The sequence below is a fragment of the Methanolacinia paynteri genome (genome assembly GCF_000784355.1).
GTDB lineage: Archaea > Halobacteriota > Methanomicrobia > Methanomicrobiales > Methanomicrobiaceae > Methanolacinia > Methanolacinia paynteri.
This window is the reverse complement of record NZ_KN360944.1, coordinates 5580-16569: the sequence shown is the minus strand read 5'-3', so window position 1 is coordinate 16569 and position 10990 is coordinate 5580. Positions and strand designations below refer to the sequence as shown.

General features: G+C 44.0%; 15 protein-coding genes. 1 reads left to right on the top strand and 14 read right to left on the bottom strand.

Features of this window, described 5'->3' with window-relative positions; translation table 11 throughout:
* Positions 1-281 precede the first annotated feature (281 nt).
* From METPAY_RS15670 to METPAY_RS13755, 11 genes are all read right to left on the bottom strand, one after another.
* Positions 282-413: a hypothetical protein gene (locus tag METPAY_RS15670; RefSeq protein WP_281174115.1), complete on the bottom strand. Its 132-nt coding sequence runs from the start codon at positions 411-413 to the stop codon at positions 282-284.
* Between the two features lie 104 nt (positions 414-517).
* Positions 518-817 carry a hypothetical protein gene (locus METPAY_RS13800; protein WP_048153145.1) on the bottom strand — a complete coding sequence of 100 codons (300 nt, stop codon included), beginning with the start codon at positions 815-817 and terminating at the stop codon, positions 518-520.
* Entirely contained in the window at positions 817-1200 is a 384-nt protein-coding gene (locus tag METPAY_RS13795; RefSeq protein ID WP_048153144.1) for a hypothetical protein, read from the bottom strand. Before METPAY_RS13795 ends, METPAY_RS13800 begins: the two co-directional genes overlap by 1 nt.
* Before the next feature lie 5 nt (positions 1201-1205).
* The gene (locus METPAY_RS13790; protein ID WP_157199105.1) at positions 1206-2237 is read right to left on the bottom strand and encodes a hypothetical protein; all 1032 of its coding nucleotides are present in this window, start codon (positions 2235-2237) and stop codon (positions 1206-1208) included.
* Positions 2238-2261: 24 nt separating this feature from the next.
* A complete protein-coding gene (locus tag METPAY_RS13785) occupies positions 2262-2774 on the bottom strand; it encodes a hypothetical protein (protein WP_048153142.1) in 513 nt (170 codons plus the stop codon).
* On the bottom strand, positions 2774-3052 hold the full coding sequence (locus METPAY_RS13780) for a hypothetical protein (RefSeq protein ID WP_157199104.1): 279 nt from the start codon (positions 3050-3052) through the stop codon (positions 2774-2776). The genes METPAY_RS13785 and METPAY_RS13780 overlap by 1 nt, the downstream gene beginning before the upstream one ends.
* Positions 3053-3207: 155 nt before the next feature.
* Positions 3208-3582 (bottom strand): hypothetical protein, encoded by a 375-nt coding sequence (locus METPAY_RS13775; protein WP_048153140.1) that lies wholly within the window; start codon positions 3580-3582, stop codon positions 3208-3210.
* Between the two features lie 449 nt (positions 3583-4031).
* Positions 4032-4763, bottom strand: a complete 732-nt coding sequence (locus tag METPAY_RS13770) for a hypothetical protein (RefSeq protein ID WP_048153139.1) — start codon at positions 4761-4763, stop codon at positions 4032-4034.
* Between the two features lie 11 nt (positions 4764-4774).
* Entirely contained in the window at positions 4775-5608 is an 834-nt protein-coding gene (locus tag METPAY_RS13765) for a hypothetical protein (protein WP_048153138.1), read from the bottom strand.
* An 11-nt stretch (positions 5609-5619) separates the two neighbouring features.
* Positions 5620-6312, bottom strand: a complete 693-nt coding sequence (locus tag METPAY_RS13760; protein ID WP_048153137.1) for a C25 family cysteine peptidase — start codon at positions 6310-6312, stop codon at positions 5620-5622.
* Positions 6313-6806: 494 nt separating this feature from the next.
* Positions 6807-7619: a two-component system regulatory protein YycI gene (locus tag METPAY_RS13755; protein ID WP_169743682.1), complete on the bottom strand. Its 813-nt coding sequence runs from the start codon at positions 7617-7619 to the stop codon at positions 6807-6809.
* 132 nt (positions 7620-7751) lie between these two features.
* Between METPAY_RS13755 and METPAY_RS15665 the strand changes: the two genes are divergently transcribed.
* The gene (locus METPAY_RS15665) at positions 7752-7886 is read left to right on the top strand and encodes a hypothetical protein (RefSeq protein WP_281174114.1); all 135 of its coding nucleotides are present in this window, start codon (positions 7752-7754) and stop codon (positions 7884-7886) included.
* A 617-nt stretch (positions 7887-8503) separates the two neighbouring features.
* Here METPAY_RS15665 and METPAY_RS13745 read toward each other — a convergent pair.
* The 3 genes from METPAY_RS13745 to METPAY_RS13735 all read right to left on the bottom strand — a co-directional run.
* Positions 8504-9196 (bottom strand): YIP1 family protein, encoded by a 693-nt coding sequence (locus tag METPAY_RS13745; protein WP_048153134.1) that lies wholly within the window; start codon positions 9194-9196, stop codon positions 8504-8506.
* Positions 9197-9313: 117 nt separating this feature from the next.
* Positions 9314-10171 carry a hypothetical protein gene (locus METPAY_RS13740; protein WP_157199102.1) on the bottom strand — a complete coding sequence of 286 codons (858 nt, stop codon included), beginning with the start codon at positions 10169-10171 and terminating at the stop codon, positions 9314-9316.
* A 30-nt stretch (positions 10172-10201) separates the two neighbouring features.
* Positions 10202-10990: transglutaminase-like domain-containing protein (locus METPAY_RS13735; protein ID WP_048153147.1), on the bottom strand; the 789-nt coding region annotated here is incomplete at its 5' end.

Sequence of the window (10990 nt, the reverse complement as noted above, 5' to 3'; positions counted from 1 at the left end):
TATACCGGGGAAGACTGAATTCAACAGCCCGGGGGACCCTCGCCGGTCCCCGGGCGTGCAATGGGAAGATTATCTTATGGCAAGGCCCCTGGGCAGGGGCCGTTCGGCGGCTCTGCCGCCGATGCCGGGGTTGCCTGAATTATATCTGAAAGTATGTGAGGATGTATGTTATCTCGAAATTATTTACTCGTATAAAACAGAGAAGATCAAAAAACAATTTTAAACCGCGAAAAAATCAAAAAAGGATTTTGTTCCGGTGAATTCGGATCTGCATAAGGTAATCAGGAATAATATACCATCCTGTCGTCTTCAAGGATGTAGATCTCACCGTCGTCTTTTTTGTGCTTCGATGCGTCCCGGACGGCTTTTCTCTGGTTTTCGACGATCAGTCCCAGGGCGATGAGCCATTTCATCTGCTTTTCGTAGGGCCATCGCCGGACAACCTCTACGTCGGTCCGGAGCTCCTTTGCAAGAAGATAAAGTTCGAGATCCAGTCTGACTTCCGCTTCCCACGAGTTCAGGAAGTCTTCCCCGTATTGAGAAAATCCTCGATATCAGCTCCGTGCTCCTGGAGGATCCTGGAACCGAGGCCCATGAAGTATTTTGCGGACAGTCTTTCGATCTCTTTTGCCGAAAACGACGGTTCAACCATGCATTTGAGAATCAGGTTCCTGTACATTGTCGAAACATCCCTTTTGTCGAGACATCTCGTAAGCTCGAGGCCCGTAATCTTTCTGCACGTAAAGGTGTCGCCCTCGAATTCGAATTCTAAATTATCCTCGTCCTCGTTGTAAAAAAATTTGGATTTATCGATCATTACCTGACCTTCTGGACTTCGATCTTGAGGGGAACGCACGTAATTGTTACGTCCTGTGCCTCTTCGTTCTGCTCCCCGTCGTCGATCGAATCGATGACGCAGTCGATACAGTTGTAGACCTTAAAAGGAGTCTGGAACACGATCGAGAATGTGTCTTTAGATTCTGCAAGTCCGTCGGCCATCTCGATAATGTTTGAATCCGGCGAGACCGTAAGGGTGGCTTTGGGCTCCCTGTACTTGTGCTGGTGTCCGGTCGGTCCGTGTATTCCCGAGATGAAGGTTGTCTCCTTCTGGTAGTTTTCAGGCTTGAAAGACTTCAGGCCGGTCACTTCGGTTCCGTTGAAACTGCAGGATATGTCATCCACGTCGAATTTTGTCGCCATTTTTATCACACCTTAATGTTGAGGCTTATCTCGAAAGCCTGGACGTCTCCTATTGTCTGCACCTCGATCTTTACGCCAGTAATCTTACGGTTTGCCTGGTCTTCGGTTGTTATATCATCCATTTTGGGCATTGTAACCGAATACGAGTCGATCAGGTTCCCGCGTACCAACTCTTCAAGGGGGGCCACGATCCAGCTCCTGATTACCTCGAAGCCTTTCCGCGTGTATGCGACCTGGGATGCATTCAGTCTCTCTTCCGCAATTGCCTTTGCAATGAGAGTCTCGATGTAATACTGGGTCCTTGTCGTATCGATGAACGGAACCGTGCCGTTCAGGCTCATGCCGTTGCTCAGCCGGTTGTCGTCGCTGTACTGTATAATTGCATTTACGCGTCCGTCCTCGAGGCTCGCGAGATCCGAGGGGCTGTAATAATCGTCGACATCGACATCGACTTCCAGCCACGTGAGAGTATAGAACGGCCTGCGGGCCATGATCGCTCCCATAACCGCACATGCCACGTCGTCCGATTCAACAGACTTGTACGCGACAAAGAACCCGTTCACGCTCTCGAGCGATCCGGCGGCCGAGAGTATGTTTGCAAGAGTCTCGTCTTCCGCGTGTGTTGCAACGAAGATGATCCTTGCTTCATCGGCGAAGGCCTGGAGTTTTTCGAGCAGACCGGAAGCGGTAATCCCCGCCAGTACTGCGGCATCGATCTCTCCCGCCGCGACGTAAGTCAGTAAGGTGTTAAGAGCACTTTCGACCTCGCTTGCGGTGGGTGTTCCCGGCGTTGCAGCATTGACTGAAACGGTGTATATCGTTTTCACTCCCTGCTTATGCATCGCATACGCCCCTTTGTAGACATCGGAGTCTTCACCGTGCTCGGTCTTCACGAGTTCGAGACTGGTGAATTTTTTCGGGGTGTTTTTCTCTGTTGCTGAACTTTCACCAATTATGGCCGGCACGCCCCACTGGGTTACAGATGCGGCTGTACTGACCATAGATGTGATCTTGATTGCATCACGAATATCTGGCATACAAAAAGAGAATGAAAAAAGAGTTTATAAAGAAAAGTCGGTTTCTATCGATGCCGCTGCCGGATCGACCCTTTCATAGGTGAGGGCCGTTCGTATGACAACATCGAAATTTCTTGTCAGCGCGTCACCGGATTCGGAGATATCGGACATCTCTTTTCTTTCGGCGATCTCTACTATGTCCGGAAGATCTTTTAACGCCCACGCCTGCAACAGCTGCATATAATCGTCCAGCAGATCGCCCGCCGGGATTTCTCCGGAATCGACGGCATAGACTGCGAGTGAGACCGTGTCCTGCCGGTATTCTCCCATCGTGTAGGTGATCTCGCCATTTTCCTTTTGGACGTCGAGTATATGGTTTACCGGTGTGCGGCTTTTATCTGTTTTATCCCCCGAATACCTGACGGTTGCGACGACAGGATATGATTGCAGTTCGAGGGCCACGTCGCAGCGGTCGGCATATCCGACGCAGACGTTGATCGTGTCCAGATGATCCGGGATACTCCCAAAGATCGCCTCTTTTACATCCGAAGGTATCATTATACACCCCTGAACCATGTGGCAATATCGCCGCAGATCGTTACCAGGGCCAGACCTAACGCCCCGAATCCGGCGAGGATCTTGTTATGAAATGAGAGCTGGCCTTCGATCTCTTTTATCTTCAAAGAATGGTCTGCCCTGGAATTGTACAGTTCTGTAAACCTGCAGTCGCAGTCTTCATCCCTTTTCTGGCAGTTGTTTTTTATCTCTTCGACTCCGTCTTTGATATGTGCAATATCGTTTTTTATGACGGCAATATCGGAATCAATGTCTCCCATGCATTTGAATTGTATTAGAATATAAAAAAGGGAAGTCAGGTTTGCGGAAAAACGTTCATGAAACACGGGTTTCATGCACTGTTTCATGTAAATCACATGTGATTTTCATAGGAAATCCGGATTTTTGTGGCAGGCCGGGGAGGTTTTCGGTTATGTCACCGTTTGTCATCCCGGCAGATCAGTTCGCCGCCGTGCTTTTCTAGAAGCTTGTCACGGCATTCTTTCGAGCAGCAGGGGAAGACGACCATGTCGTATTTTTTCTTGTAGCTTATGAAGAACTCCTCCAGCTGCACCCTGGTCATCTTTATTTTGTTCCTGCAATCGGGATTCATGCAGGGGAACTCGACGATCTCATCGAGGATCTGTTTCTTTCCTTCCAGGATCTGTTCGATAAGATCTTTCTCGGAATCTTTTATCCTGTACCATGATTCTTTTCTGCCGTTTCCCTTCCCGCTGCGGACGACATAGTATAGATTGCCGTTCTTCTCGCGAAGGAAAACGTTTTCCGGGTCTGTATCCGGGGGGCACATATTATAATGCCTCCATTCTTATCCTGGGCCGCAATTTTTCCTTTAAATCGATCCCCTCCGGATGGCAGGCGGAATCGATGGATTCGCACCGCATTATCATGAGTTCGTTTATGTAATCATCTCCGTAAATTCTGCCCAGCCTGTAATGTATCACAACCGAATGTATCAGCATGGGCACCCTGCTGATGGTGCATGTCTGGCGAAACGGGCAGTCTTCCGTGCATAGATTATAAGGATTCTGGCAAATCGGGATTCTTTTTGGCACAGGTATGATTACGGCAGTCTTCTATATTTGCTTTACTCGACAATCGGCGATTTTTTCCGGAAACACTTTCGTATCGCGGTTTGTTTTCCGGATTACTTTCGCTCCGCACGATGATTTTTTCAGGGAATTGTTTACCGTATTCAAAAAATGATGTCTTTTGTCAAAAATTTTAATCCAGACGAAATTAAATTGAGTTTCGTTTTATTCTGATGTTTTCTGATCCATATATCTTAACGGATTCAATATTTCCGGAATCTCCGCCATAGTAAAGCATTTCGTCCCATAATGCACTATCGGCAGAGTTCCTGACGGTGAGATTTTCCATAAGGCCGTCCATAAAGTAGTCCGACCATTGTTTCGAGTTTTCCATCAACAATACGGAATCAAACCCCAGAACGGATTTCGCACCTTTCCGGTATGTTTCATATGCGATATTTCCGAATCTGCTGTCGGAAGCTGAGCCGAATGAGATATAAACCGCCATGTCCAGTTCGCTCAATTCGTTTTCATCCATCCCGGAAACATCGTCACAAGTGACACATGAAGATGAATCAAAGCATAAGGCAGAGGGGCAGCCGTGTCCGATATAATAAATCACGGATGAATTAGACATATTTGTCAGCATAAGGTCCGAATCTGATTCAAGATAATAATCTGACGAGTATCCTATCTCATTTAGTATCTTGTCGGCATGAATTGTCGGGGCGCTTACATCCCTTCCATATACTTCCTCTTCTACCCATGGATATCCTCCATAGCACTTGGCATTTGTATTGTTTGAAAGAACAGGGCTGTTGCTGAAATATTGATCATTATCTTCTGGAACACTATTTCCGGGGATTATGGTTATTAAAATAATAAATACGATAGCAATCGTTATCAGGAACGATAAAAAAAGGGTAATTTTTTTCTTCATCAATTCTGCCTCTACATATAAGGATTCTTTAAAAGAACATCTCCATTGTGTGCATCGATTACAGCCTGTCCTCCACTGGCATATCCCCAGGAATCCATTCCGTTATCTATGTTGATATACCATGCAAGGTTTTGTTTTCCGTCGAAATAGCTGATGCATAGTTTATTATCGTATTCATAATTCCCGTCGGGATCTGCAGGAAGACTGATTGCAGATACTGCCTTTTCCATTGCTTCGCTTTCGCTTATTTCAGGATTGAGCGAAACTTCAGTCTCTCTTTCAACACCGATGTATCCTGCAATTTCTCCACCTTCTACGGCAATAATTACATAATTGGAAGTATAGACTTCAGTGTCGAAGAGGGGATTTTCAACTTCATACCATTTGAAGAGATATCTCGCTCTTCCGTTATTTCCTTCAGATTTTTCCGAATCGATTAATACCATGTTCAGGTTATCAAATGCCGGATAGTGTTCCTGTGCAAATTCTTTGGCGAGTTTCAGGCTCTCGTCTTTGGACAGGTCGCTTTTGCCGGAATTTGTTTGATCCTGGTAAAACCAAGCCGATTCAACCTCTCCGGTTTTTTTATAAACCTTGAAATTTCCTTCATCTGTTTCAAATTCGTAGTAATCACCCGCAGATGTAGCGAAATCTCCCTGGGATGTGATCCTGATATCAGCACCGGATCGTTCATTATCAATTGAAGATAAAAAAGTTCTCAAACTTTCTTCTGCTTCAGCTATTCCTACATCCTGGTATGCACTGCTTTGCGATTGGGCATAGCACAGGGTTGCCATAGAACTCAGCAATATTAATACTACCATACATTTCAAAATTCTGTTCATCTTCTCTCACCTTAATATAAATCTATGACTTGATTATCGTCTCCTTCAATTGTTTTATGGGACAATCCTCCGTCGTCGCCATATTCAAGATATTCAGCCCACCAAGCTATGTCAAAAGCGTTTCCTATGTTCTGTCCATCGTCCAAGGCGTCAAAAAATTCTCTCGCCCAGTAGTCGGCAGCTATGGAATTTACAGTCTGCTCAAAACCAATTACACAATCTGCACCTTTGTCACTTGTTTCTTCGACAAGGTTTCCAAGATTATGATCAGTTGTAGCCGAATAACATCCAAGATAAACTGCCAATTTTAGATTGGATAACTGACTCTGTGACATTTCACTGATTCTTGGTAATAAAGTACCGTCTGCAAAAATAAATGTTAAACGACCTCCGGCATTCTCTCCAAACTGGAGCCTTCCAGGTGATGAATGTCCACTAAAGAAAAATACATCTGTATCCTCCAGTTCATTATAGCCGTCTATGGCCCTTTCATCATAATGTCGGTCAGATGGACTGTAACCCATTGATGATAATTTGTTTTTTACATAGTTGGCTGTAGGTCTCGTGTCCAATGGACTTGGTTCATCAGTATCAAATCCATACGAATCAGCCTGATAAGCACTAACACCCGGAACGAAGATCGCACCGGCGAGTGCCACTACCAATAGCAGACCCAAGGCCCGCATACCGTATTTTGTTTTCATTTTTTTACCTTGTTTCAGTTTTTACCGGCATGCAAACCTTAATCTGCAATAATGCTGACATAGATGATGCCGGTTTAGTCGGCAAATGAAAGACCAGGCAACAGGGTTTGATGTGGTAATCGGAGCCCTGAGGCCAGGTCCTTTACTTAACCGATACTTTGGTTTTTTTTGAAAAGGGGTTTTATGAAGGATCACTCCTCCTCCGCCCCCGGTTGAAAATATGGTGTAACCATATAATAATGATTTTCACCATGCTCTTGAACAATGCTTAAAAAAAAATGAAAAAATTACTTTATTGATGGGTGCTATTTTTTTGAGATTTAATATAACTAAAATTTTGGGAAAATTTCAGAAAAATATTAAAAATAGTTGCTGATTTTTTCTAATGCGCTATCTCATTTATCCTGAAAAGCACCACGGATTTTGTGATGGAATCATTCTGGAATCTCCGGCAATGGGGGGGAAAAGAATCTGTCGGCTGTGTGGGAGGAGATTCAGGCAGTTGCATCTACCATCAGCGGGAAGGGTTCGGGATCAAACGTTGTAATCGCATAGAATATCCATACCGGTTTTAAGTATGGTTCGCTATCCTGTTTCCATGGATTGTACAGCTTGTATCCCAGGGTAATTTCAGTTATTTTAGTTCCTTTTGGAAGGCTGCTCTGCAATCTGTCAGTGGTTTCGGAGTTTCTGAGTTTTTCGTATGCCTTATCAGCCGGGATAATTTCCACTTCTCCTGTTTGTTCATATTCCGGCCATGCTTTTAAGATGTCTATAATCTCGCCGTTTTCTCCGAGGTTCATGTTGATCGAAGCACCAATAACCGGAAGTTCATTGAGGATCTGGATATACCTTACCTGTGTTCCGATTGGATGTTGTTCTTCGATCGATTCAGTTGTAAGGTTGTATTTATTCAGGTATCGGGGAACCGCATCAACAAGTTGTGCATCTTCCGGTAGTCCTCCGTATTTCTCAAGAGCCTTCTCTGCAAGAGCGGGTGCTTCAGTTGCAGAAGGGATGCTGTTTTTGATCGAGAAGGCTTTTGTTTCATCTCCATCCCGGACCAGATCAATCGACCTGATTTTATAGACAGCCATAACTCCAGGGGATGTGGGAAGTTTTGTATCAAGAACCAGTGAATCGAACTGTCCCTGCATCACAGGAAGCACTGTATCTTCCTGTGAGCCTGTTTGGGTATTCACCGGATTAGGCAGATGAGACAGAAGTCCGGTACAGGCTGCTCCGAGAATAAGAGCGAATGCCAGCAGTAAAACCGGGATCATCCATTTGGCTTTGTTTTCTGTCATTCTCATGTCCTCCAATCTGAATAATATATCGTATCATGGAAACGGTAGGCACCGTTTTCAGGAAATCCTGCACCCTGTCTTCAAAAATTTATGAATTGAAAGATGGCCATAATCCAGGAATTACCGAGATATATGATAAAATATGCTGTCGAAGCAGCGATTATTGCAATTGCATATGATTTCAGTCCGGAAAGACCGTGCAATACCTTTATCCCTTCGGCCGAAACCCGGACAAAAAGAAGCAACATAAGAATAAAAAAAGGATAACCTATGAAGAGGCTTAAGGTAATAGTATTCATATCAAATATAATCAATAATGAATTTATCAGGGTATATACCCCGATTAAAAAAATATAAAATGTATAACCTGTGAGTGAAATTTTGAAGGAATCAATAAATTTTGCATTCCTGTTCTCTAGTTTTGAGGCGCAATGAATTACAAACACGATAACCGGGATCTGGATGGAATAGATTACCAGGCTATATATTCCCATGCTCTGAAAAAGGAATTGAGCGTAATAAATTGGTCTCCCGGTGAAGATATCATTTATTGCCATTAAAAGACCCGAAAGAATAAAGATGGCAGCATAAGGAATTACAAGTGTTGCTATTGCATAGGAGTAACCCTCATCTCTGTTTTTTTCATATGTCCCGGCAGGATCCAGGATATAACCGGGAACAGACCTCAGGACATTTTCAAAATTAATCATATCGAACATGACCCCCCTTATTTTAAAAGATAAATGCTATGATTAAATTCTTTGAATCCGGCATAAATAATTCTGCCGAAATAAAGATCGATTAACAGAACCGGGCGTTATGGAAAGAGCAGGGTGAGGCCGAAACGACTGCTACCTGCGTTTAGGTGATCCGGCCTTCCGTCTTCACAATCCCACGAATAAACAGAAGTCCCCAATCGGGGAGGAGGCGAGATATACGATAATCTTCGCCGCTGCAATTGAGATTATTGCAATTACGTATGATTTCAATCCTGAAAGACCGTGCAATGTCTTTATTCCTTCGGCAGAGACCCGGATAAAAACCAACAGTGCAAGAATGAGAGCCAGATAATCGGCAAAATATATCTGGCTGCCGGGATTATAGCCCGTACCGGCTGTATATAATACCTTTATCAGGTTGAATATCGCGATTACTACGATATAATATGTATAACTTACAATTGAAATTTTGAAGGAGTCGACAAATTTTACATCCCTGTTCTCATATCTGGAGGCAAAATGAATTATAGCCACGATTACCAGGATTATAATGATAAAGTTTACCAGGATATGTAATACCATAGTTGGCAGTAATAATTGCGGACCGGTAGAATAACCGCTAAAAATCTCATAGATTATAAATGAAAGACCTGAAAGGAGGGCGACAATCGCATCAAGAATCAGGAGTATTACTATTGACCGGTAGGAATTCGTGTTTCTTTTTTTTTCATATGTCCCGGCGGGATCGAGGATATAACCGGGAATCGACCTAAGGATATTTTCAAAGTTACTCATTTCGGATTTAACCCCCGTATTCAGGAAGATATTTGCTACGATAAAATCCTTTGAGTCACGCATAAATAATTCTGCCGGAAAATTTTGTATGAAATAATTTTTTTGCTGTGGAGATCTTTTTCCGGGAAATTTGAAACTCTCATCCGGGCTTGCATCGGTTTTAACAAAATCTGTATATATCTAATTTCGTCTCCGGGCTATGACAACCAGAACCGCACCGATACCGAGGATGGTTGCAGTCAGGTCGAATCCCGGCATCCCCTTCGGTTCGGTTTTCATGACAGAATATCCCTCGCGAAGCTCTGCGGGGATAACTATCGTATCTTCCCCCGATCCGTTTGACACCGGGATCTCCCAGGCAAAAACATCGTCGTCGATCTTCAGGATCGTTTCCCCGGTGAGGTTCCAGCCCGGGCGTTGTCCGAGAGCTTCGGCCTGTGCTTCGGATTTGTCAATCGTGAAATACTCCTCTGATATGAAAGTACTATAGGCGACATTGTCCGTGAACAGGTCCTTTCTTATCGTTACGATGTACTCGGTAAAAGTTCCTGCATCGTCGATGAAATAAACATCAGTCTCCGAATCACTTTTTTCCACCTCCGCACAACGGCCCGGGATATTTTCTTCTATGTAGTCCATAAGGTCCTGGTCCCCGGATAGCGACGAGTAATTCTCAAAGACCTCCGGGAACTGGAATAAGGGATCAAGTGGAAGAATCTCGTCGCAACCGATAATCCTGACAGATACAATCGACGGTCCGCTGCGTTCGTCAACTTTTCTTTGATTTATATATACAAGCTTCTCGCGGCAATCGTTCAAAGGAGTGATATAGATATAATCAAATGTTTCATTATAGACACTTTCACGCCAGCTGATATCGGGGTGTTCTGCTAAAAATGAGGTGATGACTTCATTGTCTTTTGCATTAGGATGGATCATGTATAGTATTCCGATCTGATTTCCTTCCCCGGGAAGGGGATTGGGCACTGCATTTGCATGACCGACGAGAAGTGCAAAAATAAATAGCCCAGTTACCATTATTTTTCTTTCTCTCGACATAAAAAAAGGTTAATTATATCTCGGAACTTCTCCGAGATGGGTGAGTGTTCTGAAATCTTCAAACCTGAGTATGCCGTCTCCTGTCGGGTCCTGTGGATCCTGGGTGTAATAGGAGTCATCTGCATCATCATAGATGGTAATATTTATATGACTATTGTTGTCATTTATATAAATCTGTGGATTGTCAAATCTATATAATGTTGGATCTGAATGAACCCATGTACTTCCGTCCCATGATTCAGCTATAGCATGACCGGTAATATTACCATCCTGCATTATCATTGAAAAGGCCATGAATCGCGTGGGAATCCCCACTGCACGGGTAAAGGAAGTATACAGCGTGGAATATTCATCACACACTCCTTCATATTTGTCATTGACAGAATTGTTGATCATATATAGATCAGAAAATATGTATTCCAGGTGCGATGAATCGTTGTTATATCTCATTACATCATTGACATATTCCATCGTCTGGTAAGCCGATTCATAAGGAACATTTGTATCATCTACGGCAAGTGCAGCTTCAGACAGTACCAAGTACCTGTCTTCGCTATATCCGTCATTATAAGGGAAATGGTACAGATCGCTTGGTTCAAGATTATCCCCTCCGTCAGGATCGGGGAGGTGTGAAGCATCGTTGTTGTATTTTTCTATTGCATCAACAGACACTCTTCCTGCAAATGATGTTTCATCGAGCGGGTCGACCCGAATTTCAATTCCCATCGGCTTTAAGCCGACTGAACTGGATTGTGCTATGACCTGAAACGGGATTGTCACATTAAGATCTCCACCTGC

Bases quoted from the DNA above. Each gene is read 5' to 3' on its own strand.
- METPAY_RS15670 (WP_281174115.1), bottom strand. From the start codon at position 413: ATGAAATGGCTCATCGCCCTGGGACTGATCGTCGAAAACCAGAGAAAA.
- METPAY_RS13800 (WP_048153145.1), bottom strand. From the start codon at position 817: ATGATCGATAAATCCAAATTTTTTTACAACGAGGACGAGGATAATTTA.
- METPAY_RS13795 (WP_048153144.1), bottom strand. From the start codon at position 1,200: ATGGCGACAAAATTCGACGTGGATGACATATCCTGCAGTTTCAACGGA.
- METPAY_RS13790 (WP_157199105.1), bottom strand. From the start codon at position 2,237: ATGCCAGATATTCGTGATGCAATCAAGATCACATCTATGGTCAGTACA.
- METPAY_RS13785 (WP_048153142.1), bottom strand. From the start codon at position 2,774: ATGATACCTTCGGATGTAAAAGAGGCGATCTTTGGGAGTATCCCGGAT.
- METPAY_RS13780 (WP_157199104.1), bottom strand. From the start codon at position 3,052: ATGGGAGACATTGATTCCGATATTGCCGTCATAAAAAACGATATTGCA.
- METPAY_RS13775 (WP_048153140.1), bottom strand. From the start codon at position 3,582: ATGTGCCCCCCGGATACAGACCCGGAAAACGTTTTCCTTCGCGAGAAG.
- METPAY_RS13770 (WP_048153139.1), bottom strand. From the start codon at position 4,763: ATGAAGAAAAAAATTACCCTTTTTTTATCGTTCCTGATAACGATTGCT.
- METPAY_RS13765 (WP_048153138.1), bottom strand. From the start codon at position 5,608: ATGAACAGAATTTTGAAATGTATGGTAGTATTAATATTGCTGAGTTCT.
- METPAY_RS13760 (WP_048153137.1), bottom strand. From the start codon at position 6,312: ATGAAAACAAAATACGGTATGCGGGCCTTGGGTCTGCTATTGGTAGTG.
- METPAY_RS13755 (WP_169743682.1), bottom strand. From the start codon at position 7,619: ATGACAGAAAACAAAGCCAAATGGATGATCCCGGTTTTACTGCTGGCA.
- METPAY_RS15665 (WP_281174114.1), top strand. From the start codon at position 7,752: ATGATAAAATATGCTGTCGAAGCAGCGATTATTGCAATTGCATATGAT.
- METPAY_RS13745 (WP_048153134.1), bottom strand. From the start codon at position 9,196: ATGCGTGACTCAAAGGATTTTATCGTAGCAAATATCTTCCTGAATACG.
- METPAY_RS13740 (WP_157199102.1), bottom strand. From the start codon at position 10,171: ATGGTAACTGGGCTATTTATTTTTGCACTTCTCGTCGGTCATGCAAAT.